The 26024-nt window shown below is 61.1% G+C and carries 20 protein-coding genes, 1 tRNA gene and 1 riboswitch; of the genes, 9 read left to right on the top strand and 12 right to left on the bottom strand.

Annotation, left to right across the window (positions count from 1 at the left end):
- The first annotated feature begins 224 nt into the window (after window positions 1-224).
- The 4 genes from PG881_RS12105 to aceA all read left to right on the top strand — a co-directional run bounded on the left by PG881_RS12105 (window position 225) and on the right by aceA (window position 4448).
- Window positions 225-301, top strand: a tRNA-Pro gene (locus PG881_RS12105).
- Window positions 302-587: 286 nt separating this feature from the next.
- Complete coding sequence (locus PG881_RS12100) at window positions 588-734, top strand: hypothetical protein (protein ID WP_162901865.1); 147 nt, start codon at window positions 588-590, stop codon at window positions 732-734.
- Between the two features lie 717 nt (window positions 735-1451).
- Window positions 1452-3059 carry a malate synthase A gene (gene aceB, locus PG881_RS12095; protein WP_011706619.1) on the top strand — a complete coding sequence of 536 codons (1608 nt, stop codon included), beginning with the start codon at window positions 1452-1454 and terminating at the stop codon, window positions 3057-3059.
- A gap of 75 nt (window positions 3060-3134) precedes the next feature.
- A complete protein-coding gene (gene aceA, locus PG881_RS12090; RefSeq protein ID WP_011706620.1) occupies window positions 3135-4448 on the top strand; it encodes an isocitrate lyase in 1314 nt (437 codons plus the stop codon).
- 249 nt (window positions 4449-4697) lie between these two features.
- On the opposite strand, the gene hda is transcribed toward aceA, so the two are convergent.
- The 3 genes from hda to upp all read right to left on the bottom strand — a co-directional run bounded on the left by hda (window position 4698) and on the right by upp (window position 7413).
- On the bottom strand, window positions 4698-5399 hold the full coding sequence (hda, locus tag PG881_RS12085) for a DnaA inactivator Hda (RefSeq protein ID WP_005320168.1): 702 nt from the start codon (window positions 5397-5399) through the stop codon (window positions 4698-4700).
- Between the two features lie 215 nt (window positions 5400-5614).
- Complete coding sequence (locus PG881_RS12080) at window positions 5615-6643, bottom strand: DUF2066 domain-containing protein (protein ID WP_270800240.1); 1029 nt, start codon at window positions 6641-6643, stop codon at window positions 5615-5617.
- A gap of 143 nt (window positions 6644-6786) precedes the next feature.
- Complete coding sequence (upp, locus tag PG881_RS12075; protein WP_005302745.1) at window positions 6787-7413, bottom strand: uracil phosphoribosyltransferase; 627 nt, start codon at window positions 7411-7413, stop codon at window positions 6787-6789.
- A 175-nt stretch (window positions 7414-7588) separates the two neighbouring features.
- On the opposite strand from upp, the gene purM reads away from it, so the two are divergent.
- A complete protein-coding gene (purM, locus tag PG881_RS12070) occupies window positions 7589-8626 on the top strand; it encodes a phosphoribosylformylglycinamidine cyclo-ligase (protein WP_073350871.1) in 1038 nt (345 codons plus the stop codon).
- 32 nt (window positions 8627-8658) lie between these two features.
- The gene (gene purN / locus PG881_RS12065; protein ID WP_162901864.1) at window positions 8659-9297 is read left to right on the top strand and encodes a phosphoribosylglycinamide formyltransferase; all 639 of its coding nucleotides are present in this window, start codon (window positions 8659-8661) and stop codon (window positions 9295-9297) included.
- A 117-nt stretch (window positions 9298-9414) separates the two neighbouring features.
- Here purN and PG881_RS12060 read toward each other — a convergent pair whose 3' ends face one another.
- From PG881_RS12060 to PG881_RS12040, 5 genes are all read right to left on the bottom strand, one after another.
- On the bottom strand, window positions 9415-10176 hold the full coding sequence (locus tag PG881_RS12060; protein ID WP_016351311.1) for a Nif3-like dinuclear metal center hexameric protein: 762 nt from the start codon (window positions 10174-10176) through the stop codon (window positions 9415-9417).
- A gap of 147 nt (window positions 10177-10323) precedes the next feature.
- The gene (locus PG881_RS12055) at window positions 10324-11667 is read right to left on the bottom strand and encodes a sigma-54-dependent transcriptional regulator (protein ID WP_264098286.1); all 1344 of its coding nucleotides are present in this window, start codon (window positions 11665-11667) and stop codon (window positions 10324-10326) included.
- A 61-nt stretch (window positions 11668-11728) separates the two neighbouring features.
- Window positions 11729-12763, bottom strand: coding sequence for a sensor histidine kinase (locus PG881_RS12050; RefSeq protein WP_264098287.1), 1035 nt, complete (start codon window positions 12761-12763; stop codon window positions 11729-11731).
- A gap of 106 nt (window positions 12764-12869) precedes the next feature.
- Window positions 12870-14291: a sigma-54 dependent transcriptional regulator gene (locus tag PG881_RS12045; protein ID WP_017409846.1), complete on the bottom strand. Its 1422-nt coding sequence runs from the start codon at window positions 14289-14291 to the stop codon at window positions 12870-12872.
- A gap of 279 nt (window positions 14292-14570) precedes the next feature.
- The gene (locus PG881_RS12040) at window positions 14571-15440 is read right to left on the bottom strand and encodes a DUF2726 domain-containing protein (protein WP_043162497.1); all 870 of its coding nucleotides are present in this window, start codon (window positions 15438-15440) and stop codon (window positions 14571-14573) included.
- Between the two features lie 211 nt (window positions 15441-15651).
- Here PG881_RS12040 and PG881_RS12035 point away from each other — a divergent pair, with 211 nt between their 5' ends.
- The 3 genes from PG881_RS12035 (at window position 15652) to ppx (ending at window position 19789) form a co-directional block, all read left to right on the top strand.
- A complete protein-coding gene (locus PG881_RS12035) occupies window positions 15652-16164 on the top strand; it encodes a glycine cleavage system protein R (protein ID WP_016351315.1) in 513 nt (170 codons plus the stop codon).
- Window positions 16165-16239: 75 nt separating this feature from the next.
- A complete protein-coding gene (gene ppk1 / locus PG881_RS12030) occupies window positions 16240-18309 on the top strand; it encodes a polyphosphate kinase 1 (protein WP_219253510.1) in 2070 nt (689 codons plus the stop codon).
- Window positions 18299-19789: an exopolyphosphatase gene (ppx, locus tag PG881_RS12025; RefSeq protein ID WP_270800228.1), complete on the top strand. Its 1491-nt coding sequence runs from the start codon at window positions 18299-18301 to the stop codon at window positions 19787-19789. Before ppk1 ends, ppx begins: the two co-directional genes overlap by 11 nt.
- A gap of 77 nt (window positions 19790-19866) precedes the next feature.
- Here the strand turns inward: ppx and mgtE are convergent, their stop codons facing one another.
- The 4 genes from mgtE to flgJ all read right to left on the bottom strand — a co-directional run bounded on the left by mgtE (window position 19867) and on the right by flgJ (window position 26023).
- Complete coding sequence (gene mgtE, locus PG881_RS12020; RefSeq protein WP_270800226.1) at window positions 19867-21210, bottom strand: magnesium transporter; 1344 nt, start codon at window positions 21208-21210, stop codon at window positions 19867-19869.
- A 120-nt stretch (window positions 21211-21330) separates the two neighbouring features.
- Window positions 21331-21500, bottom strand: a riboswitch (M-box (ykoK) riboswitch).
- 214 nt (window positions 21501-21714) lie between these two features.
- Window positions 21715-22923, bottom strand: a complete 1209-nt coding sequence (flgL, locus tag PG881_RS12015; RefSeq protein WP_270800224.1) for a flagellar hook-associated protein FlgL — start codon at window positions 22921-22923, stop codon at window positions 21715-21717.
- A gap of 4 nt (window positions 22924-22927) precedes the next feature.
- On the bottom strand, window positions 22928-24928 hold the full coding sequence (locus tag PG881_RS12010; protein ID WP_270800222.1) for a FlgK family flagellar hook-associated protein: 2001 nt from the start codon (window positions 24926-24928) through the stop codon (window positions 22928-22930).
- A 3-nt stretch (window positions 24929-24931) separates the two neighbouring features.
- Complete coding sequence (gene flgJ / locus PG881_RS12005) at window positions 24932-26023, bottom strand: flagellar assembly peptidoglycan hydrolase FlgJ (protein ID WP_024944830.1); 1092 nt, start codon at window positions 26021-26023, stop codon at window positions 24932-24934.
- Window position 26024: the final 1 nt, after the last annotated feature.

Below are 26024 nucleotides of genomic sequence, written 5' to 3'. Positions count from 1 at the left end.
ATTGCCTGCCGCTCATTGCCCGCAACCGGGTAGCGCAGCCAAACAACATGATGACGGGCTCCCCGGCAATACGGGGCGGCGATTATGCCAAATCTGCGCCACAGCCCCAAGTCGCATCTTGCCTGCACAATAAAGAAGCAGTCAGCATCTCTCTGATAAAAAAGGAGTTGCACCCATTTGCTCAGATCATTAGACTTCCCTCCGTCAGCTCGAACTGACCTCGTCGGTGTGTAGCGCAGCCAGGTAGCGCATCTGCATGGGGTGTAGAGGGTCGGAGGTTCGAATCCTCTCACACCGACCAATTTCCCCGAAAATAGCCCAGTCTCGCGACTGGGCTATTTTTTTGCCTGCTTTATATTTATGCCGCCACTGTCGTAGCGCATCAGCAGACCGTCTGAATGCTCTTCCTGGGTGAACCTGTCGCAGAGTCACCACTCAGCTGTGGTACAAATTTCATTCAGAATCGCTTGAAACCTTTCAAGAGTCCCGCTAGGATACGCAACTTTTCCGCCGGCAGTTCAAACAGGGAGGTGGGAGCGCGGGTGATGGAGTCACCGACCGGCTTGCAATCAATGAGGCAAGCACCCATGACCAAAGCAGTTGACACACAGCCAGAGTACGTCCCCCTGCCCCAACCGGCTACCGAGTCGGCAACCAATCAGTATGCCACCGAACACGGCCCGGTGGTGCGGCTCGATGTCGTCGATCTGGCGGCACCGGACGATGATTACTGAGCCGACGGCGCAGACATGTCGCTCTTGAACTACCGGGAAAAAATGGCAGTGGCACTGAAAATGGCGCCCCGTTTTACCTCCTTTGAGGGCTAGGATGGCCCGCAGGCACAAATAACAATAAAATGCTACAAAACTAAACAACAGTAGTCATATCCACTACTACATCCCCTCCCTGCCCCCAGGCACCTCATCCACCCAAGTGATACAAACCTACGTTATTGCGCCTCACTTTCTCCTCTTCTGCCGACCAGATCCCATTCGACCCCTTTTAACCATAATTGTTTTAAACAATCGTTCTCTCCTTAACACCAGCAGGAGTTATATGCCTGCTGGGTTTACACCTTTCATTTCATACATGTGTTTTTGAGAAGCTTGGAGTTAGGTCGGGATTTGTTTTTGCATTTGTAATTTTATTACGTAATAACTTACACAACTGCGTCCCTATCCCCCCTCATCATCCGCCACCGGCAGGGGATGAAAAACAAGAGCATAACCATCTGCATAGAGTTTTTACGCTAATCACATAAATGCTTTATAAACATCAACTTAACATCATGACCAAAACGTGCGTTTTAAAAAACCTGTTGACGAATAGAGCAATATTTCGCACCTTATGAATCGTGTTACCCCGTTGTTACGGGAAGTTTGAAAAAAACAGGGATCGACTTTAGTCGTAGTTAATTAGTTCAAAATGTAATTCTCAAAGGAGTGAACCCTATGTCGGCACCGGCCCAGACCCACTGCAGCGCTCGTCTGCGCATCCAGGGCGAGACGCATCCCGATTACGCGCAAATTCTGACGCCGGATGCGGTGGCCCTGGTATCCGAACTGGTGGAACGCTTTGCTCCCCAACGGGACGAATTATTGAAACAACGTGTGGCGCGCCAGGCCCGCATCGACGGCGGCGAGCTGCCCGATTTTCTGCCTGAAACCGCCCACATCCGCGCCGGAGACTGGACGGTGCGCGGCATTCCCGCCGACCTGCAAGATCGCCGCGTGGAGATCACCGGCCCGGTCGAGCGCAAGATGGTGATCAACGCCCTCAACGCCAACGTCAAGGTGTTCATGGCGGACTTCGAGGATTCACTGGCACCGGCCTGGAACAAGGTGATCGAGGGTCAGATCAACCTGCGCGATGCGGTCAACGGCACCGTCTCCTACACCAGCCCGGAAGGTAAGGCTTATACCCTGAACGCCGATCCGGCCGTACTCATCTGCCGGGTGCGCGGTCTGCATCTGCCGGAAAAACATGTCACCTTTGATGGCGCTCCCATACCCGGCGGCCTGTTCGACTTCGCTCTCTACTTCCTGCACAACTATCAGGCGCTGCTGGCCAAGGGCTCCGGCCCCTACTTCTACGTACCCAAGCTGCAGAGCCACCTGGAAGGGCGCTGGTGGAGCGAAGTGTTCGCCTGGACCGAGGACAAATTCGGCCTGCCCCGCGGCACCATCAAGGCCACCGTGCTGATCGAAACCCTGCCGGCGGTGTTCGAGATGGACGAGCTGCTCTATCAGATGAAGGATCACATCGTCGCCCTCAACTGCGGCCGCTGGGATTACATCTTCAGCTACATCAAGACCTTGAAGAACCACCCTGATCGCGTCCTGCCGGACCGCCAGGTAGTGACCATGGACAAACCCTTCCTCTCCGCCTATTCCCGGCTGCTGATCAAGACCTGCCACAAGCGCGGCGCGCTGGCCATGGGTGGCATGGCGGCCTTTATCCCGGCGAAAGATCCTGCCGTGAATGAACAGGTATTTGCCAAGGTGAAGGCGGATAAAGAGCGTGAAGCCAACAACGGCCACGACGGTACCTGGGTGGCCCACCCCGGCCTCGCCGATACCGCCATGGCGGTGTTCAACGCCGCCATCCCGGCTGGCGCCAGCAACCAGATCGGCGTGCTGCGCGAGCAGGATGCCCCCATCACGGCCGCCGAGCTGCTGGCCCCCTGCGAGGGTGAGCGCACCGAGGCGGGCATGCGCACCAACATCCGGGTGGCGCTGCAATACCTGGAAGCCTGGATCAACGGCAACGGCTGTGTGCCCATCTACGGTCTGATGGAAGACGCCGCCACCGCCGAGATCTCCCGCACCTCCATCTGGCAGTGGATCCGACACGGCAAGAGCCTGTCGAACGGCAAGGTGGTGACCAAGGATCTGTTCCGCCAGATGCTGGCCGAGGAGCAGGAGGTGGTCAAAGCCGAAGTGGGGGCCGAGCGCTGGCAGGCAGGCCGCTTCGCCGAGGCGAGCGAGCTGATGGAACAGATCACCTGCGCCGATACACTGATCGATTTTCTGACGCTGCCCGGTTACGAGCGGCTCTGAACTAAGGGCCTCCCCAGCGGGGCTCGCCAATAACAAGTCAATGGAAACGTGAAATCAATGAAAGAGGGAACTGATATGGCACTGACCCGTGAGCAACAGATCCAGGCTATCGAGAAAGACTGGGCGGAAAACCCCCGCTGGAAAGGGATCAAGCGCGGCTACAGCGCCGAAGACGTGGTAAACCTGCGTGGCAGCCTGCAACCGGTGCACACCCTGGCCCAGCGCGGTGCCGACAAGCTGTGGGAACTGATCCACGGCGGCGCCAAGAAGGGCTATGTAAACTGCCTCGGCGCACTGACCGGCGGTCAGGCGGTGCAACAGGCCAAGGCAGGCATTGAGGCAATTTACCTCTCCGGCTGGCAGGTGGCGGCGGACAACAACCTCTCCTCCACCATGTACCCGGATCAGTCCCTCTACCCAGCCAACTCGGTGCCGTCGGTGGTCGAGCGCATCAACAACTCCTTCGCCCGTGCCGACCAGATCCAGTGGGCCAACAAGGTGGGCCCGCAGGACAAGGGCTTCATCGACTACTTCCTACCCATAGTAGCGGATGCCGAAGCCGGTTTCGGCGGCGTGCTGAACGCCTTCGAGCTGATGAAGGGGATGATTGAAGCAGGCGCCGCCGGCGTGCACTTCGAAGATCAGCTCGCTTCCGTCAAGAAGTGCGGCCACATGGGCGGCAAGGTGCTGGTGCCGAGCCAGGAAGCGGTACAGAAGCTCATCGCAGCCCGTTTGGCAGCCGATGTCTGCGGCACCACCACCCTGGTGATCGCCCGTACCGACGCCAACGCCGCCGACCTGCTGACCACGGACGCCGATCCGTACGATGCTGGCTTCCTGACCGGTGAGCGCACCTCAGAAGGCTTCTACAAGGTGCAGGCCGGTATCGAGCAAGCCATCTCCCGCGGTCTGGCCTATGCCCCTTACGCCGACATGGTGTGGTGCGAAACCGCCAAGCCGGATCTGGACGAGGCGCGCAAGTTTGCCGAGGCCATCAAGGCCCAGTACCCGGACAAGATCCTGGCCTACAACTGCTCGCCGAGCTTCAACTGGAAGAAGAACCTGGACGATGCCACCATCGCCCGCTTCCAGCAGGAGCTGTCCGACATGGGCTACAAGTACCAGTTCATCACCCTGGCGGGTATCCACAACATGTGGTTCCACATGTACGAGCTGGCCTACCAGTACGCCCGTGGCGAAGGGATGAAGCACTATGTCGAAATGGTGCAGCAGCCCGAGTTCGCCGCTGCCGAGCGGGGTTACACCTTCGTGGCACACCAGCAGGAAGTGGGTACCGGTTACTTCGACAAGGTGACCACCGTCATTCAGGGCGGCCAATCCTCGGTGACCGCGCTGACCGGCTCCACCGAAGAAGATCAGTTCCACTGATAGACGGAACTCTTTGAGAGAGTCCTTGAGATAGCAAAACCCCGGCCACTGGCCGGGGTTTCTTTTTTGAAAGGCCCTTCTCCCGAAGGGAGAAGGAACAAAGCGATAGAACCTGTTCACGGTCTGTGACGAGAGGTCGTCAGCAAGGTGAAGAGCAGTGCAGGAACCGGAGTGTATATGGATACATGAGGATTCCGAGCAGCACATGAGCCTTGCTCACGGCCTCGCAGTAAGAACGTGGCCAGGTTCTCAGAGCTCGAGGATCTCTTTGACAAAGGGAATGGTCAGCTTGCGCTTGGCACGGAAGGAGGCGTTGTCGAGCTGATTGAGAGTGGTGAGCAGAGTGCGCATGTCGCGCGAGAGACGGTTTAGCAGGAAGCGGCCCACGTCGATGGGCAGTTTGAAGCCCCGCAGCTCGGCACGCAGCTGCAGGGCACTGAGCTTGCCTTCATCGTCCAGCTCGTCGAGGTGGAAACTCACTCCCCAGTCCAGCCGGGAAGCGAGATCCGGCAGTTGCAGCCCCAGTTTGCGCGGCGCGCTGCAACCGGTCACCACCAGGGTCCCCTCGCCCTTCTCCTGCCAGCGGTTGTAAAAATCGAACAGGGCCCGCTCCCACTGCGCATTGCCGGCGATCGCCTCCAGGCTGTCGAGGCAGACCAGCGGCAGGCTTTCGAGGGCGTCGAGCATGCTGGGATCCAGCTGTTCGAACTGATCGAGGGAGAGATAAGCGGCTGCGGCGTCGCGGGCATTGACCTCGGCGCAGGTGGCGTGCAGCAGATGGGAGCGGCCCGATCCCTTGGCCCCCCAGAAATAGAGGAAAGGTGAGCCCTGACCAATGGCCGCATTTTTGAGGGCGGTGATCAGATGAGCATTGTTGCCGGGATAAAAACTGACGAAGGTTTCATCATCCGGTAGTTGTACGGCTAAAGACAGTTGGGCCGGTTGCTTCACTCGTTGGGCTTTGACTGTGACATTTGCGGGCAAGTGTATCATCGCGAAGGCGGATAGAGAACCGCCCGGACGATGCCGGGCGGTGTGGATCCTCATAAAGGATCCAGGCTGCGACCATTACTAACGAAAGCGGCTACTCCTTGGCCGGCGCGAAAAACCGCACCCTGGGCCCACGCTGGTTATGCCCGGCCAGCCGGTCAGGATCCTCGCCAGGATCAGGGCTGCGACCATTGATAGCTCAGCCCCTCGGGGGTATCCGCCAGCTGGCGCAGTCGGCTCTCCAGCTGCAGCCCGCGGATGAGCTCGGCCTTGTCCCCTTGCAGGCTCAGGTTGAAGGTCACCTTGTCCCCCTCCAGTTTGCCAATCTCCACCTTGGTGACGCTGGCCATCCCCTGCAACATCTTCTGCACCGTGATCATGCCATCGATGCCGGACAACCCCTCCACCACCAGTGTCTGGCTGGAGGCGACACCGGAGATACGCGCCCCGTAGTTCTGCACCAGCCAGCCTGCCAGGGCATCGGCGAACGTCTGCGCCACCTCGGCCTGGGTGCCGGCGCCCTCTCCCTTGGTCAGTTCGCTCAGCTCACCGCCCGCTTTGGGACCGTAGAGACCCCAGTCGATGCTCCACTTGCCCTCCTCCTTGCCATCGGGCGTCAGCTTGCCCAGCACCACCATCTCGGCGCCGTAACGCTGGCTCGCCTTGAGGATGGGATCGGCGAAGCGGCCCCAGACGTCGGTAGCGTTGACCGCCATGTTGTCGTCCAAGTCCATCAGCGGAATGCTGACCGGCAGCCCCATGGCCTGGGCCTGGGTACGCAGGGCGGCAGCCCAGCCATCATTGGACTGATCCGGCAGAATGCGCCGCTCCCCTTCATTGATCACCAGCCAGATGGCGACCTGCGGCCGGGCCGGGCCCAGCAGGGCGAACTTGCTCTCGGCCACCAGGGCATTGACCTTGGCCACATCGAAATCGGCCTTGAGAAACTTCACCGGCCCCACATCCTGATAACCGTAGTGCTGCACGAACTCGCCGGGGGCCGTCAGTGCCTTGACCACCGCCGGCTGGGTCAGGATGTCGCGCTTGCCGGTCACCTTGATCAGCACCTCGCCCAGGGCCTGGGACTGAGCCGCCGCCATGTCGCCGCTGGTGGGCGCCTTGCCCTGATAGAGATCGGTCACCTGGGCGGCCGACACCATGAATGACAAGCCGCAGCAGAGGGCGGTCACAACACGTTTGAGCATGAGAGGAGTCTCGAAATGGGAGATGGTGCTTATGGTAGCGGCAAGGCGCGCATGGCAGCAAGCCGGGGCGGGAGAAACAGCGGAGCCGGCGGGGTGCCGGCTCCGTTTGCGCGCCTGCTGGCGCGCGATGAGGCGATCGAGGCTTACTTGGTGCCGAAGATCTTGTCGCCGGCATCGCCCAGACCCGGGACAATGTAGCCCTTCTCGTTCAGGCCCTGGTCGATGGAGGCGCAGAACAGCTCCACGTCCGGGTGAGCGGCTTCCAGCGCCTTGATGCCTTCCGGTGCGGCAACCAGCACCAGCACCTTGATGGACTGGCAGCCCTTCTTCTTGAGCAGGTCGATGGTGGCGATCATGGAGCCGCCGGTAGCCAGCATGGGGTCGATGACCAGCGCCAGACGCTCTTCGATGTTGCTGACGATCTTCTCGAAGTAGGGAACCGGTTGCAGGGTCTCTTCGTCGCGGTAGATACCGACTACGCTGACGCGGGCGCTCGGCATGTGCTCCAGCACGCCATCCATCATGCCCAGACCGGCACGCAGGATGGGCACCACGGTGACCTTCTTGCCCTTGATCTGGTCAACTTCCACTGGCCCATTCCAGCCATCGATGGTAACCTTCTCGGTTTCGAAGTCAGAGGTCGCTTCGTAGGTCAACAAACTGCCCACTTCCTTGGCCAGTTCACGGAAACGCTTGGTGCTGATATCGCCTTCACGCATCAGACCGATCTTGTGCTTGACCAGGGGGTGTTTGACTTCAACGACTTTCATTATTATCTCCTCTAACTGCCGCAAAAAAATCGCGGAATCATACAACAAAAGCCGCCGCTTGTAGAGCATTTCCGTGCAAAAACGCGCAAACGATTTCCTTTCTGGTTTTTCACCGCCACTGTTAGAATACGCCCCGAATTTTACCCTCCACTTCTTTATATGACGGGGAATACGCGTGACTGACAAAACCTCACTGAGCTACAAGGATGCTGGCGTGGATATCGATGCCGGCAATGCACTGGTTGAACGTATCAAGGGCGTGTCAAAGCGCACTCGTCGTCCTGAAGTCCTTGGTGGTCTTGGCGGCTTTGGGGCCTTGTGTCAAATCCCTGCGGGCTACAAGGAGCCGGTGCTGGTCTCCGGTACCGACGGGGTGGGCACCAAGCTGCGCCTCGCCATCGATCTGAAAAAGCACGATACCGTCGGCATCGACCTGGTGGCCATGTGCGTCAATGACCTCATCGTGCAAGGCGCCGAGCCCCTCTTCTTCCTCGACTACTATGCCACCGGCAAACTGGACGTCGACACCGCCGCGGCCGTGGTCACCGGCATCGGTGCCGGCTGCGAGCAGTCCGGTTGCGCCCTGGTGGGCGGCGAGACCGCCGAGATGCCGGGCATGTATGAAGGGGAAGACTACGACATCGCCGGTTTCTGCGTCGGTGTGGTGGAGAAGAGCGAGATCATCGACGGCAGCAAGGTCGGCGAAGGGGATGCCCTGATCGCCCTGGCCGCCAGCGGCCCCCACTCCAACGGTTTCTCGCTGGTACGCAAGATCCTGGAAGTCTCCAAGGCCGACGTGCAGCAGCCGCTGGGTGACACCACCCTGGCCAACGCCCTGCTGGAACCGACCCGCATCTACGTGAAACCCGTGCTCAAGCTCATCAAGGAGTGCGAGATCCACGCCCTGTCCCACATCACAGGTGGCGGCTTCTGGGAGAACATCCCGCGCGTGCTGCCCGCCAACACCAAGGCGGTGATCGACGAGCAGAGCTGGCAGTGGCCGGCGGTGTTCAGCTGGCTGCAGCAAGCCGGCAACGTCACCCGCCACGAGATGTACCGCACCTTCAACTGCGGCGTCGGCATGATCATCGCCCTGCCGGCAGATCAGCTGGAAAAAGCCCTGACCCTGCTCAAGGCCGAAGGCGAGAACGCCTGGCATATCGGCCATATCGCCAAGGCGGCCGATGGTGAGGAGCAGGTCATCATTCAATGAATGACCGGATCAACAGCCAAATGACCTCCCCCATGAAACGCATCCTGGTGCTGATCTCCGGCAACGGCAGCAACCTGCAGACCATCCTCGACGGCTGTGCCGGCGGCAAGATTGCCGGTCAGGTGGTCGGCGTCATCAGCAACAAGGCCGATGCCTATGGTCTGGTGCGTGCCAAAGAGGCGGGGGTGGCCACCGCCATCCTCGCCCAGCAGCAGTTTGCCAGCCGGGAGGAGTATGACGCAGCCCTGCTGGCGCTGATGGTGGGCTATCAGCCCGATCTGGTGGTACTGGCCGGGTTTATGCGGATCCTGAGTGCCGACCTGGTGCGGCACTTTGCCGGGCGGATGATCAACATCCACCCCTCCCTGCTACCGAAATATCAGGGGCTGCACACCCACCAGCGCGCCATCGACGCCGGTGACGACGAGCATGGCGCCAGCGTCCACTTCGTCACCGAAGAGCTGGATGGCGGCCCGGTGATCCTGCAGGCGCGCGTCCCCATCTTCGCAGAGGATGATGCCGGCGAGGTGGCGGCCCGGGTACAGGTGCAGGAACACAGCATCTACCCGCTGGTGGTGCAGTGGTTCTGTGAAGGGCGCTTGCAGATGCGGGCAGGGTCTGCCTTGCTCGATGGCATGCAGCTTGGCCCGGCAGGCTATGCCAGCGAGTAACCGCTAACCGCAGTAATAAAATGCAACAAGGGAGGCCCAGGCCTCCCTTGTCATTTCTATCTACCAGCGCAATTGCTGTCATCACGTCCGATTACGCCGCTGCGCGGCTAATCGGCCCTAGACCGGATTGTCGATATCGATAAAGGTCACATCCAGCCCGTGCACCGTCGCCAGCCACTCCCCTAGCGCCTTGACGCCGTAACGCTCGGTGGCATGGTGGCCGGCAGCGTAGAAGTGCATCCCCATCTCGCGGGCGGTGTGGATGGTCTGCTCGGAGGCTTCGCCGGAGATGAAGGCATCGATGCCCTGCTCTGCCGCCAGATTGATGTAGCTCTGACCGCCGCCGGTGCACCAGGCCACCGAGCGGATAAGCTCGGGGCCGCTGTCGCCGCAATGGAGTGGTTCACGGCCGAGCCGCTCGGCAATCAGCTTGGCAAAATCGCTGCCGCTCATGGGCTCTTCCAGCTTGCCCACCATGGCGACGCTCTTGCTGTTCCAGGGCTCGAGGCCGCGGCGCACCTTGATGTCGAGCAGCTTGGCGAGCTGGGCGTTGTTGCCCACCTCGGGATGCACGTCCAGCGGCAGGTGGTAGGCAAACAGGTTGATGTCGTGGGTCAAGAGGGTCTTGATGCGGCGCTGTTTCATGCCGGTGATCTGGGCCGGTTCACCGCTCCAGAAGTAGCCGTGATGGACCAGGATGGCGTCAGCATCGGCGGCCACGGCCGCATCGATCAGGGCCTGGCTGGCGGTGACACCGGTCACCACCTTGCGAATGCGTTCACGCCCCTCCACCTGCAGGCCATTGGGGCAGTAATCCTTGATGGCGTGCGGTTCGAGCAGATGGTTGAGTACGGTTTCGAGTTTTCGATGAGAGATCATAGGGGTCCCTTATAAAGGCGCCGACCCCTGTGCGGCGATGCAGACAGGAATCGGGCTCATAACGCCGAGGCCCCATGATAATCGAGGCTGGCCGCCAAGACCATGATGCCTCCCGCACTGTGGCCCATGGCAGGGCCTGGAATGGCTTCAGGCCGGCAGGTCGATCCCCGCCTCGCGCATCTGGGCCAGCTTGTAACGCAGGGTGCGCGGGCTGATGCCGAGCCGGTCGGCCACCGCCTTGCGGCTACCGTTGCAATCCTGCAGGGTGTCGAGAATGATCTGGTGCTCCTGCTGCTTGAGCTCGCTGCCCAGGTGCTCGCTGCCGCTGCTGCGCTCACTGCCGACAAGGCGGATCTCTTCTTCCTCCACCTCTTCCAGGATCAGGTGCTCGCAGCCGATGAGGCCGTCGGGGCTCAGAATCAGGGCCCGCTGCACCACGTTGTCGAGCTCGCGCACGTTGCCGGGCCAGGGGTGAGCCAGCAGCCGCTCGCGCGCGGGTTCTGTGAGCTGCGGCGTCGGCAATCCCTGCTGACCGGCATGCAACACCAGCAGGTGCTCCGCCAGCGGCAGTATGTCGCCGGGACGCTCCCACAGCGCCGTCCAGCGCAGCGGGAAGACATTGAGCCGGTAGTAGAGATCCTCGCGAAACAGGCCGTCCTGCACCGCTTTTTTCAGATCCCGGTTGCTGGTTGCGATGACCCGCACGTCGAGCGGGATCATCTTGCGGCTGCCGAGCCGCTCCACCTCTTTCTCCTGCAACACCCGCAGCAGCTTGGCCTGCAGCCCCAGATCCATCTCGGTGATCTCGTCGAGCAGCAGGGTCCCACCCTGCGCCTGCTCGAACTTGCCGGGGCAGCCCTGTACCGCACCGGTAAAGGCCCCCTTCTCATAGCCGAACAGGGTCGCCTCCAGCATGTTTTCCGGAATGGCGGCGCAGTTGATGGCGACGAACGTCTGCTCGGCACGGCTGGAGTTGTCGTGGATGTAGCGGGCCAGCACCTCTTTGCCCGTCCCGCTCGGACCGGTCACCATCACGGTGGCCTCGCTTCTGGCCACCCGGGTCGCCAGCTGGAACAGCTCGGCGGTCTTGGGATCGCCATAGACCACGGCCCGCTTCTCCACCTTCTGGGCCGGCACATAGCGGCTGACCTGGTTGAGCAGCACCTCGGGCGAGAAGGGCTTGGCCAGGTAATCGATGGCGCCTTCGCGCATGGCGCGCACCGCACCGTCGATGTTGGCGTAGGCGGTCATCAACAGCACCGGCACTTGGGGATATTGCTGACGAATGTTGGCCAGCAGGGTCAGGCCATCCATGCCCCCCATCTGGATATCCGAGATCACCATGTCGAAGCTCTGGCGTGACAGGGCCAGCAAAGCCCGCTCCCCACTGTCCACCTCGCGGCACTCATAGCCGCCGAGCAACAGGGTGTCCACCAGCGCTTCGCGCAGGCCATTGTCATCTTCCACTACCAGGATCCGGGCCTGAGTCATGCTACACCTCCCACCACAGCCAACCTGGCCGCTGCAATATTCATTTCCACGAGCCTGACGCTCATGCTACACCCCCCAGCTGCGCCGCTTGCTGGTGCAGGGGGAACGACAGGGTAAAACAGGTCCCCTCGCCGGGTACCGAGGCCACGCTGACCTCGCCCTGATGGGCACGGACCACGGACTGCACCACCGCCAGCCCAAGGCCGGTGCCCTGGGCGCGGGTGGTGAAGAAGGGTTCAAAAATCTGGCTCAGCAGGTGAGCGGGCATCCCCTTGCCGTTGTCGAGAATGCGCAGCTCCACCCGGGCGCCGCTGCGCACCGCGCTCACCAGCAGCGACGTGGCGCCGGCCTGCTGGGCATTGGCGATGAGGTTGTTGACCGCCCCCGCCAGCGCGCTGCTGTTGGCCAGCAGGCAGAGATCGGGCTCCGGCGCCTCTATGTGCAGCTCACAGCCCTGCTGGCTGCAAAATGCCTCGGCGCCGGCCTGCACCTCGGCCAGCAACCCCTGCACCGACGTCGGGGTCACCACCTGGTTGTCGCCGTTGCGGGCAAACAGCAGGATGTCGCTGATCTGTTTCTCAAGATCCTGCAGGCGCGCCATCAGCTTTTGCTGGAACTGGCTGCGGGATTCAGGTTTGAGGGTGCGGTTGGCTAGGTTGGCGGCATAGAGCATGGCGGCGGAGAGCGGGGTGCGGATCTGGTGGGCCAGCGAGGCGGCCATGTTGCCAAGGGCGGACAACCGCTTCATGTGGTTGATGCGATCTTGCAGCTGGCGGGTTTCGGTCAGATCGTTGATGAATACCAGCTGGCCCGGCTGATCCGGCAGCGGCTGGGTCGACAGCTGGACCCGGCGCCCATCGCGCAGGGAAATCTCGTGGCCGTCATCCTCGCGGGGCTGGAAACAGCGGTCGATGATCTGGCGCCAGGCCTGGCCTTCCAGCGGCTCTCCCAGCAGCGCCTTGGCGGCCGGGTTGGCGCGGGTGATCCGGCCCTCGCCGTCGAGCAGCAAGACACCGGTGGGCAGCGCCGTGAAGATGGCGTAAAGCTGGCTCACCTCGTGAGACTGGAGCGGGGTATCCTGCGGCTGGGCTGTCATAAAGCTGACCTCAAACTGGCGACTGAGTCAGCTTATTCAATTTCCATGCCACTAAAATTTACATATAAAATCAAAGCCTTAAAGCTAGGCGTCAAGGCTTTGACCCTTATGCTTCCTTGCTCATCCCGTATTTTTTCATCTTCTCTACCAGGGTGGTACGGCGCATGCCGAGCAGGTCGGCAGCGCGGGCCACCACCCCATCCTGGGACTCCAGCGCCTGGCGGATCAGCTCCACCTCCAGATCGGCCAGCATCTCCTTGAGGTTGACCCCCTCCTCCGGCAGTTGCATGGCGCGGGCGTGGCTGGCGGGCAGATCCAGCTCGGGCGGATCCTGGAACACCGCGGCCAGTGCATCGCGCTCGTCCATCTCGGTCAGCCGCTCGTCCCGCGGCTCGCACGGCAGCAGACGATAGCGGCTCGGCAAGTCAGCCACGTCGACGATCTGTTGCGGGTAGAGGATGAGCAGCCGCTCCAGCAGGTTGGAGAGCTCGCGCACGTTGCCGGGCCAGGGGTACTGCATCAGGGACTCCATGGCGCGCTGGGTCAGGCGGATCATCCCCTGATGCAGCTCGGCATGGCGGTTGAGCAGCTCCTGCAGCAGCAGCGGGATGTCGTCGGCCCGATCCCGCAGCGGTGGGGTCTCGATGGGGAAGACATTGAGGCGATAGTAGAGATCTTCGCGAAAACCCTGGGTACGGATCATGGCTTCCAGATCCCGGTGGGTGGCCGCGATGATGCGCACATCCGCCTGGATGGGCTTGCCGCCGCCAACCCGATCAAACAACCGCTCCTGCAGCACCCGCAGCAGTTTGACCTGCATCGGCAGCGGCATGTCGCCGATCTCGTCGAGAAACAGGGTGCCCCCCTGTGCCAGCTCAAAGCGCCCGCGCCGGGCCGCGATGGCACCGGTGAAGGCCCCCTTCTCGTGGCCGAACAGTTCGCTTTCCAGCAGCTCAGCCGGAATGGCGCCGCAGTTGATGGGCACGAAGGGGCCCTGGCTTCGGCCGGACAGTTCATGAATGGCACGGGCCACCACCTCCTTGCCGGTACCCGATTCGCCGAGGATCAGCACGTTGGCATCGGTCTCGGCCACCTGGCTGATGAGCCGACGCACCTCCTGGATCCCCTTGCCCTTGCCCACCAGCAGGCGCAGCAGCGCCTGTCCCTTGTCGTGGGTCTGCTGACGAGGATGGAGGGAGACGAAGGCCTGGCAAAAGTGCAGATGGCGGGTCAGGGATTCGTAGGTGAAGGGCGCCTCGGCCACCCCGATGAAGTTGCTGTTGGGGAAATCGGCCTCCACCAGCGACAGGAAAGGCACCCGGGGGAATCCGGTCAGCAGCTCGCCCAGCGGGCGGCCGTTGAGGGAACCGGTCAGCACCCCCTGCAGCGGGCCGGATGACTCGATGGCCACATCCAGATCGCCCTCGGCAACGTCCTGCCAGGGGATCCCCATGAACGAGAGAACTGTCCCCAACTGTTGGCGCCGCTGCGCATCGGCGTCAACAATCAACACTCCCATTGCCATCATATCCATCCCTCTTATTCTCGACGTAACTTATTGTTTTATTGTGCTTATGTGGTCAAACCACGCACTTTATGCAGGATGCACAAAGTGCCAAAATTCCGACGCATTGTCAAAATTTGTCGCATTTCACCTAAGTTTATCGACCCAACGGCGCAACAAGATAAATTTTGTCGCCTCTTTTTTTAGGTACGGTGGGCAGGCAGCGGGCAAGCAAGAGAGGCAGGAACACGAGCAGGTGCGCCTGTTTGCGGCCAATAGCAAGCCGCAAACAGGCGGTGAGGATCAATGGCGGGCGTGAGTATGGGGGGCGGCGTAGCGACACTCGGGGAAGCGGCTGCAGGCCAGGAACAGCCGGCCGGCATGGGGGCCCTTCTTGGCTTCCCGTTCCACCAGCGGCGCATCACAGCGCGGACAGTGCGGCACCTGATGGGGATACTCTTCTTCCTCATCCTCTACCTCGGCAAACAGATTCTCCACCAGCTCGGCGTCAGCCGCCGGCAGCGGCGCGCTGCGTGGCGATACGATCGCCTTGATGGGGGCCACGGCCGGGGCACGACCGCCATGACGAGGCTCTTCCACCTCGACCCGATCCAGTTGCAGGGGACTGAAGGTGGGCTCGCGGCGATCCCCTGGCAGCAGATCCTCATCCGGAGCTCTGCGGGGGCCGCTTAGCAGCGGCAGGATCTGTTCGCGCAGCTCCTCGACCTGATAATGGCTGCTTGCCGGGATCTGCAGCAGCGGCAGACCGGCGCTGTCAAAGGCGGCCTTGAGGAAACTGTCGCGCACCTTGCGCTTCTGGTGGCGATGGGAGCTGTCATCGAGCTCGATGGCGCAGATGAAGGAGAGATCGGAGGGGTGGCAGAGCAGATAGTCCACGTGCTTGGCGCTGATCTTGTTGAACGCCTGCTGCCACTTGCTCTTGCCCATGCCCGTCTCCGGCGTCAGCACGTCCGCGACCCGCACCTTGGCAAAGACCCGGGCCTGGTCGCCGACCGCCAGATCCAGCACGCCGAGGAAGGAGCGTTCGGCGGGGCTGAACAGGGTCTCCTGCAGATCATAGGGCAGCGCCTTGCCCTTCTTGCCCCTGCTCCAGAAGATCGCCAGCAGCAGCAACACCAACAACACCAATCCCGATACGACAAGGCTATTCATACGCGCACATCCCGTTCACAAGAGCTATCCGGTTCACAATACAAAACAGGGGCATCACTCTACCACGGTGCAGCGGGCGCAGGCAGTGCAGAAATGGCGCCAACCCCCTCCCGGCGGTGCTTTTTCACCATATTTGCGGTGGGCGGGGCTTCATATGGCCTGTGACAGCAGGCACAATGCTACGGAGTACCCATTTTCCAAGGAGAGCAGGATGCAAAAGCAATTGGTCGTGACCGTGATAGGCGCTGACAAGCCCGGTATCGTCGAGAGTCTGGCGGACGTCATCACCCACCAGCAGGGCAACTGGCTGGCCAGTTCCATGAGCGAGCTGGCGGGACAATTTGCCGGCATCCTGCACGTCAGCGTGCCTGACGAACACTACCGCAGCCTGTGCGAGGCGCTGGTGATGCTGCCCGGTCTCACCGTCAGCTTTGCCGAAGGCCAGCTCAGCCAGGAGCCGGAACGGCAGGTGATGGTCAGCGTCACCGGCAACGACCGGGCCGGCATCGTCCACGAAGTAGCCAGCATCCTGCGTCAGCTCAACATCAACGTGGCCGACCTCACCACCGGCTGCGAACCGGCTCCCCACTCCGGCGCCCCGCTCTTCTACGCCCACGCTCTGGTGGCGCTGCCACCCCGACTCGAACTGGGGGATCTCATCAGTGCGCTGGAGTCGTTGTCGGACGATCTGGTGGTCGACATCGATCAGGCCATCATCGACTGAGCGGATGGTCATCAATCTGTCATATTTCCACGCCATAACTGCCGCGCAGACGCGACCTGACCACAGAGGCATCACATGAGCACCGACAAGCAGTATGAAGAGAAGGAGCTGAGTTGGCTCTCATTCAATGAACGGGTGTTGCAAGAGGCAATGGACAAGACGGTCCCGCTCATCGAGCGGGTCCGCTTCCTCGGGATCTTCTCCTCCAACCAGGACGAGTTCTTTAAAGTGCGGGTATCGGACGTCAAGCGCCGCATCCTGATCAACGAAGTACACGGTGGCGACGACGAGGCCAAGGTGCTGCTGCGCGCCATCCAGCAGAAGGTAATGGCGCTCGGCGAGGCGTTCGACAACACCTACAAGGAGCTGTTGATAGCGCTCGCCCGCCACAACATCTTCCTGGTCAACGAGTACCAGCTCTCCGAGTCCATCCAGCAGTGGCTGCGGGTCTTCTTCAAGGAGAAGGTGCTGCGCCACATCATCCCGATCCTGCTCAACAAGGAGGTCAACCCGGTCAAGTTCCTGAAAGACGAATACACCTATCTGGCCATCGAGATGAAGAAGAACGGTCAGGTGATCCAGTACGCGCTGGTGGAAGTACCGACCGACGATCTGCCCCGCTTCTTCCAGCTGCCGCCCGAGGGCACCCGCCGCAAGAAGCAGATCATCATCCTCGACAACGTCATCCGCTTCTGTCTCGACGAGATCTTCAAGGGCTTCTTCGACTACGACGAGATAGCCGCCTACGCGGTCAAGCTGACCCGGGATGCCGAATATGACCTCTCCGACCAGCTGGATCTGAGCCTGGTGGATAAGATGAGTGACGGCTTGAAGCAGCGTCTCACCGCCATGCCGGTGCGCTTCGTCTACGAGCGGGAGATGCCGGCGGCGATGATAAGCTTCTTGAAGCTCAAGCTGCAAATCAGCTCCTACGACGCCATCATGCCGGGCGGTCGCTATCACAATTTCAAGGATTTCATCGGCTTCCCCAACGTGGGCCGGGATTATCTGGAAAACCCCAAACTGCCGGCGCTGGATTGCCGCGATTTTGACGGCTTCGTCAATGCCTTCGACGCCATCACCAAGCAGGACATACTGCTCTACTACCCGTACCACAAGTTCCACCACTTCACCGAGCTGGTGCGCCAGGCGGCGTTCGATCCGGCGGTCAGCGCCATTCGCATCAATATCTACCGGGTGGCCAAGAAGTCGCGGATCATCCACTCCCTCATCGACGCCGCCAACAACGGCAAGAAGGTGACCGTGGTGGTGGAGCTGCGCGCCCGCTTCGACGAGGCGGCCAACATCGACTGGGCCAACATCCTGACCGATGCCGGCGTCAAGGTGGTGTTCGGGGTGCCGAGCCTCAAGATCCACTCCAAGCTCTGCCTCATCACCCGCCACGAGCAGGGTGAGGCGGTGCGCTACGCCCACATCGGCACCGGCAACTTCAACGAGAAGACCGCCAAGATCTACACCGATTTCTCCCTGCTGACCCGCCACCCGGACATCACCGCCGAGGTGGAGGGGGTGTTCGAGTACATCGAATACCCTTATCGGCGCTACAAGTTCAACCACCTGCTGGTCTCCCCCATCAACAGCCGCCGCCAGCTCTACCGGCTCATCGACAACGAACTGGCCAACGCCAAGGCGGGCCAGCCGAGCGGCATCACCCTCAAGATCAACAACCTGGTGGACAGAGACCTCATCAACCGGCTCTATGCCGCCGGTCAGGCCGGGGTGCCCATCCAGATGATCATCCGCGGCATGTGTGCCCTGCGTCCGGGTGTGCCGGGCTTGAGCGACAACATCAAAGTGATCAGCATCATCGACCGCTTCCTCGAGCACCCGCGGGTGATGGTGTTCCACAACAAGGGCAATCCCCAGCTCTATATCTCCAGCGCCGACTGGATGAGCCGCAACATCGACGGCCGCATCGAGGTGGGTACCCCCATCTATGACGAGCGGCTCAAGCAGCGCATCCTCGACATTCTCGAGCTACAACTGAGTGACACCTGCAAGGCGCGGGTCATTGATGCCGACCAGAAGAACGAGTACGTGAAGCGGGGCAACCGCCGCAAGATCCGTTCCCAGGTCGCGATTTACGACTACCTCAAACGCATAGAGTCAAACAATGGACAATAGCCTGTACGCCGCCGTGGATCTGGGCTCGAACAGCTTTCACATGGTCATCGCCCGCCTCACCGAGGGACGGCTGCAGATCGTCGATCGGATAAAAGAACGGGTGCGGCTGGCAGAGGGAATGGATAGCCAGCGCCGCATGTCTGCCGAAGCCATGACCCGGGGCCTCGACTGCCTCGCCCTGTTTGCCGAGCGGCTGACCAACATCAAGCCGGATCAGATCCGCATCGCCGGCACCTATACCCTGCGCCGTGCCAGCAACGTCCGCGAGTTCGTGAGCGAGGCGGCCAAGGTGCTCAACCACCCCATCGAGATCATCAGCGGCCAGGAAGAGGCGCGCCTCATCTATCAGGGGGTCGCCCATACCCAGCACATCGAAGGCCAGGTACTGGTGGTGGACATCGGCGGCGGCAGCACCGAGCTCATCATCGGCGAGGGCTTCGATCACAAGGCGCTCACCAGCCGCAAGATGGGGTGCGTCAGCTTCACCCAGAGCTTCTTTGCCAACGGCAAGTTGAGCGAAAAAGCCTTCAACAATGCAGTGCTGGAAGCCCAGCACCAGCTCGCCCCCATCATCAACCAGTACCGCAAGCTGGGTTGGCAGAGCTGCCTCGGCAGCTCGGGCTCGATCCGCACCGTGCGCGATGTGTTGCAGGGGGAAGAGTGGACCGATGGCGCCATCACCCTGGCCGGGCTGGAACGGCTCAAGCAGGAGATGATCCGGCACAAGCGGGTCGGCGATCTCAAGCTGGCCGGCCTCACCGAAGAACGTCAGGAGGTATTTGCCGCCGCGGTGGCCATCCTGCTCGGGCTCTTCGCCTCGCTGCCCATCGAGCGGATGGACTATTCCGATGGCGCCCTGCGTGAGGGACTGCTGTACGAGTTCGAGGAGCGCCTGCAGCACCACGACATTCGCGAACGCACTGCCCTGGCGCTCTCCACCCACTATCGCATCGACAAGCGTCAGGCTGGCCGGGTCGAACAGAGCGTGCTGACCCTGTTCGATCTGCTCAGCGGCCCCTGGGAGATGCCGGAGGAGCCCTATCGCGCCATCCTCGGCTGGGCGGCGCGGCTGCACGAAATCGGCCTTGCCATCAACTACAGCGGCATTCACAAACATTCCGCCTATATCCTGCAGCACACCGACCTGCCCGGCTTCAACCAGGACGATCAGGCCCTGCTGGCCGCGCTGGTACGCTTTCACCGCAAGGGGCTCAAGCTCTCCGAGCTCCCTTCCCTGCCCAACCACGATGAACAGACGGTGCTGCGCTGCATCCGCATCCTGCGCCTCGCAGTCGCCGCCCACCACAGGCGCCAGGACAACCTGCTACCCGATTGGCATGTGCAGGCCGCCGACGATCAGCTGGTGGTCACCCTGCCACTGGACTGGTGCGACGAGAACAAATTGCTGATGCAAAATCTGGAGAAGGAGCACCGCTACTGTCAGGAGCAGGGCTGGCCACTGTTGTTCCAGCTCGGCTGACGCCGACACAGCGAGACAAAGCGGCGAAACAAAAAAGGCAGCCCGCGGGCTGCCTTTTGCATTTTCGGGATGGCGGCTTACTGCAGCTCGGGCAGCAGCAGCTTGGCGATCTCGAAGTAGATGATAAGACCGGTACCATCCACCAGGGTAGCGATGAAGGGGGCGGATACCACGGCCGGGTCGATGCGGAAGCGACGCAGCACCATGGGGATCACAGAAGCAACGGTGGCGCTCCACAGCACGATGGCGATGATGGTCAGGGTAACGACCATGCCGATCTGGGGGCCAACGCCCAGGCTCCAGGCCCGTACCCAGGCGGCCAGCGCGATGGCGGCCGAGATGAGCAGACCGGTGGAGATCTCCTTTTTCAGCACGGTGCCGAGGTTGCGCAGGCTCACCTCCCCGACCGCCATGGCTCGCACTATGGTGGTGGTGATCTGGGTACCACTGTTGCCGCCGGTACCGATCAGGAGCGGAATGAAGAAGGCCAGCGCGATGGCCGCTTCCAGCTGCTCCTCAAACGCCCGCAGCACGGTACCGGTATAGGCTTCGGCCACGAACAGGATCAGCAGCCAGCCCACCCGCTTGCGCCACAGTTGCCAGGGAGTCGCCTGCAGATAGGGAGTGTCGAGTGGCGAGGAGCCACCCTGCATCTCCGCATCCTCGGTCGATTCGAGCTCCAGGATGTCGGCGGCATCGTCCACGTGGAAGATCCCCACCAGCTTGCCCTGATCCTCGACCGGCAGGGTAGAGATGTCGCGGTCAATCAACAGGCGGGCGGCCAGTTCCTGATCCGCCCGGGCGTTGATGCGCACCGTCTCCCGGTCCATCAACTCGCTCACCGGCAGTTGCGGGTCGGCAATCAGCAGGGATTTGAGCGAGATGCTGCCAAGCAGGCGGTGGTCGTTGTTGACCACATAGAGGTTCTGGAACAGCTGGGCGTTGTCCCAGGCATCGTGGATCAGCTGCTTGGCGCTGCCCACCGTCTCCTGATCGCCAATGGCCAGGAATTCGTGGCGCATGTTGGCGCCCACCGATTCGGTCGGCCAGTCGAGCAGGGAGTAGAAGGTGGACTGTACATGCTCCGGGAAGCGGGCAAGCAGCATGGTGCGATCACTGCTGCCCAGCCGGCGCAGAATGGCCAGCATGTCGCGACGGGGCATGGCCCCCTGCAACACGCTGACGATGCTGGCATGCAGCCGCATCAGCAGACGCCCGGCACAGTCAGCAGACAGCGAACTGAGCAGCGCCGCCCCATCGGCAGTGGGCAGGGTATCGAAGATGCAGTTGAGCTCTTCCGGACGCAGGGTCAGCAGCTGATCGGCACGCTGAACCGGATCCAGGTTGTGCTCCAGCCAGCCCTGCAGGGCAGCCAGATCGAGCAGTTGATGACGATTGAGTAGAGTCTGTGTTTTCTTCATCACAAATGACCTTATGTGATTTCAGGCAAGCCTGAGCGCGAACGGTGATCCGTCGCCGTCTGAAAGAAAACAGCAATTTGATTGACGAGTAATAGGCAGGAAATGACGCCGTCCGGCGTGTCATCATCCCCACGTACCAGCTTTAGCACTGCATAACGTATCCGGTATGCCGGAAGCCACTTGGGTTTACACCTTAATCCGATGAAAACTGTCCTGATCTTGGGCGTCTCTGGACGTCGTGAGATCAGTGGCCTGTGTTTATACAGGAGCCTCGCCTAACGAGATGCTGCAAATATGCGCACAACCCTCTGTTGTGCGGGCTGCATGATTATCGAATGCTCAATAGGAGTCAACCCGTCGCAATGCGCTAAATAGCCTGTGGCAACAGCTTGTTACAATTGGCCGGCATGGGGAGTTGAATGAGGATAAACGAGCGGGAAAAACAGGGGCCAAGCGGGTAACTATCGCTCGCAGCCATCAGGGCCGCGAGCGATGGGTGACCGGTCAACGAATGTAGTCGAACAGGGTCAGCTTGCTGATCTTGCTGAAGGAGAGCTGAGTGGCGCTCAGTGCCGCATCCTCTTTTGACAAGGTGGCAATCACCTCATAGAGATCCGCTTCGGAGACCTTGGCCCTCGCCTGCTGGTTCAAGGTGCTCAGCCCTTCGTTCGAGCCCATCACCTGCTCCAGCCCGTTCATTCTGCCGCCAATCTCCCCCAGCCCCTGATCCACGTTCAGCCGGGCATTCTTCATGTGGGCGGTGGCATCCGCCACCTTCAGCTGGAAGGTATCCGGCGTGATGTTGGGATCCCGCAGCGCCGTGATGAAGTCGGACATGCCATCGAGGATGTTGTTGTTCTGGGGCGGATCCAGCACGAAGTTTTGCGCCGCCCCCCCTGCCGGCAGCGACAGGGTCAGCTCCAGTCCGTTGAAGGGTATCTTGTTGCCTGCCATATAGTCGCCGCTTTGCAGCAAGGCACCTCCGCCATCCCTGATCTCATAGGTATCCGGCGTGCCGGCGATGGTGTTCACCGTATACTGGTTGCTGGCAAGCGAAGGGTCGTAGTTGTTGCGATAGAAGCTGTCGAAGTGGCCCTGATCGGCCACCCCTACCTGAATATTGGCGCTCCCCGCGCTGCTGGTTCTGCGGGTCGGCACAATCTCGAACAGATTGAAGCCGGAATCGTTGGCAGGGATCTGCACCGTCGGCGACACCTGAATGTTGCGCTGGCCGGTATCCCCCTGAAAGACATAATTGCCGCTGGCATCCTGAATGAAGGGCTGGGTCTTGCTCTGGTTGCCGCCGAAGATATATTCGCCCTGGGAGTTCTTGCTGTTCATCAGGTCGAACATCTGCTTTTGCAGCCCCTCCAGCTCGCTGGCAATGGCCTGGCGATCCTCATAGCCCACCGCCGAGTCGTTCGCCTTCTGGATCAGGGTCTGGGCACTGGTCATGGCGGTGTTGAGGGCGGTCAGCACCGTCTCCTCGTGGCCCAGGCTGTTTTCCAGCAGGCTGCCGTTGACCCCGTACTGCTTGAAGAGATCGATCTCCTTGGTCAGCGCCAGCTTCTGGCTCATGCCGGAGGGATCTTCCCCCGCCGTCTTGAACTTGTTGCCGGTCATCAGCTGCTCATACGCCGTGCTCAGCCGCTCGTTGGCGCCGTTCAGCGAGGAGATATTGCGGTCATAGACCATGTTGGTGGTGATACGCATCGATTTACCTCACTGATGACAACAGGGTATCGAAAATGGTCTTGGCGGTGCTGACGATCTGGGCGGAGGCGGCATAGGACTGCTGATAACGGATCAGGTTGGCCGCTTCCTCTTCCAGGCTGACGCCGGAGACACTCTCGAAAATCCCCCTGCTCTGGGTCAATTTCGTTTCGTCTGCCTTGAGCTGGCTCTTGGCCTGGCTGGCGGTATTGCCCACCCCGGTCACCAGACTGGAGTAAGCCTCGTTGAAGGTCATCTTGTCGTTGCTGGTGCCGGCGTTGCTGCTCTTGCGCACCAGATCCTTGTTCTGCAGATCCGCCAGAGCCAGCCCGTTGGCGTTGTCGGCAAAGCCGTCGGTGTTATAGCTGAGGGTAAAGCTGTCCTTGGCCTCCACCTTGCCGGTAATGCTGAACTCGTACCCCGGAGTCTGGGCCGGGGTGGCGTAGACCTTGGGCCCACCCAGTGGACTCTCGAGGGCAGCCATCAGGTTCTGTCCCTTGCTGGAAGCGGGGGCTACCCCAATCAACGTGGTACCGTCCGCCGCATAGACCTCATAGTTGCCGCTGCCGTCTATCTTCACTATCTGAGGTGAGGCCGGATTCAGACTGTTGATACCAAAGCCTGAGCCGGCACCGGTATTGGTAATGCCATTGAGCTTGATCTCGCCCGAACCGAAGTTGTTCTTGCCTTTATCGGCCTTGAGCGGCGATGCCAGCGCCAGATCTTCGGCCCGGGTAGCCAGCTGACCCAAGCCGGCGGCTGCCCGCTTGGTCGGCTGCAGCAGGATCCTATCCCCCGCCGCCGGGGTACCGGAGAGATCGATCTGGATACCGTGACCCGCCACCTGCACCGTGGCGGGCGGCGTGGTACCTGTGGTCAACGAAGTGCGGTTGCCATCCTTGTCCACCGAAAACACCTCGTAACCGGTGGCGCTGCTGAACTGCACTTCGTAATCAAAGGTAGTCACTTCCGTGCCCTTGCCGGGCACGAAGCTCACCTTGGCGGCACCACTGCCGGTGTTCTGGCTGTAGGTCAGACCATCGCTCGAGCCAAGAGAGAAGAGATCCCCCCCCAGTTCGTTGTCCAGATCCATCCCCAACCGGTTTTGCTGGTTCATGGCATCGGCCATGGCGGCTGCCAATTGACCTAGCTCGCACTTGGCCGGCTCCAGATCGTTGCGGGCGGAGAAGAGACCACCGAGACCGCCACCAATATCCTTGTTGTTCAGGGTGATCTTGTTGGGGTCCATGACCAGCTGCAACTCGGACTCACGGGCATCGGGATTGCCCGGCACCACGCTGAGCTGGGCAACGCTGCCGTTGAGCACCAAGGAGTGGCCGGTGCTCATGTTGACCAGCATGCTGCCGTTGGCCTGCGGCACGGTACGGATCTCCATCTTCTCGGAGAGCTGGCGAATGGCCTCGTCGCGCTGGTCGAACAGCATCAGGTTCTCTTCCGGCGTGCCCTGGGTGCGAATGATGGCCTGGTTCAGATCGTTGATGCTGTTGATCAGGCTGTTCACCCGCTTGGCTTCATCGCCGATGGTGGTGTTGATGGTGTCGGTCTGCTTGTCCAGCTGGGCCGACAGGGTGTGAAAGCGGTTCACCATGCCACTCAGCCCGCTCAAGGTGGTCTTGCGGCCGGAGATGTCGGCAGGCGCTTCGTTGGCAGTATGGAAGCCCTCGAAATAGGAGCTGATGGCGGCGCCGACGCTGTTGCTGGTGTCACCCAGCAGGCTGTCGGTGTTGGCGAGTTGCTGATAACGGGTGGAAGAGGCATAGAAGGCGGACGTGTCGCGTCTGACCTCTCCCTGGGCATAGGCGTTGATGACCCGCTCGGTCAGCATGTCGCCGGTACCCAGTCCGTTGGCATTGGTATAGATCAGGGTCCGTTCACGCACATAGCCTTGGCTATTGACGTTGACGATGTTGTTACTGGTGGTCTGCAGCAGTCGCTGCTGGGCCATCACACCCGAGGTACCAATTCCAAGCAGATCGCTTGCCATGACTTACAGCTCCATTTCTGTATTGTTGGTCGCGGAGTAGCCGGCAATGGCATCACTGCGCAATACCTGTTTCAGTTTCCTGGCATAGTGCGGGTCGGTGGCGTATCCAGCCTGTTGCAAGGCTTCGAAATAACGGTCCGGACTGTCCACCTTGGCCAGGGCTCCCTTGTAGCGGGAACCCGAGGTCAGGAAATCGACATAGTCGTTGAAGCTCTCCTCGAACGACTCGTAGGAGCGAAACGCCGCCTTCTGGCGCGATGCCACTCCTTTCTCGTATTCCAGAGTGCTGACCACCGTCTTGGGCCCTTCCCAGCGCGGATCGGCCTTGATGCCGAACAGGTTGTGGGTCACCTGCCCCTCCCCGTTCTTGATCACCCGCTTGCCCCAGCCGCTTTCCAGCGCCGCCTGGGCTACCAGCACTGCCGGGCTCAATCCCAGCTTGTCGGCCGCCTTCTTGGCCAACGGCATCAGCCGGTTGACAAACTCTTCAGGGGTGTCAAACACCTGTGTCGTTTCATCGAGCGCCTTGGCACCGCGAATGCCGTGTCCCACTTGCGCAGGCCCCATCGGCGGTATGGTGCGGCGACTGCGATGAGCCGTTGCCAAAGGCTGCACATCGCCACTCATCTCCTTGTCAGCAAAATCTTTGCCAACTTTTGAAGCTGAGATGAGATCGTTGGCGGCCGAGGTGGGGGGTTGATAGGGTTTATAGACCCGCTCCGTACGCTGCGGCATCTTGAGCACCCGCCCGTCGTGATGGGTAAAGGTCTCCGGCGAGAGCTGCTTGGCCACCATGGCAGCCAGACCGATGCCACCCTTGCTCGACATGTCGGCGACCCGCTGCTCATCCAGCATCCCCTCGTAGAACTGGGTGTAGCTGCTGTTGAAGGGGCTGTCCTGGGTCAATACCTGGTTGGCCTGGCGCATACTCTGGAACAGGGTCTGGGTAAAAATGGACTCAAACTGGCGAGACGCCGCCATGAGCGCATCCGCCTTGCCCTCCTTGCTCTGGCTCAGCTGGCGCAGGCGATCCAGGTTCTGGATATCCTGCACCATGCCCAGATTCACGCCGCTGTTGGTATCTAACTCTGCCATT

This window comes from Aeromonas sp. QDB54, assembly GCF_027707385.1.
Classification (GTDB): Bacteria; Pseudomonadota; Gammaproteobacteria; order Enterobacterales; family Aeromonadaceae; genus Aeromonas; species Aeromonas hydrophila.
The sequence above is the reverse complement of the archived record's forward strand: the minus strand, read 5'-3'. Positions and strand labels throughout refer to the sequence as shown.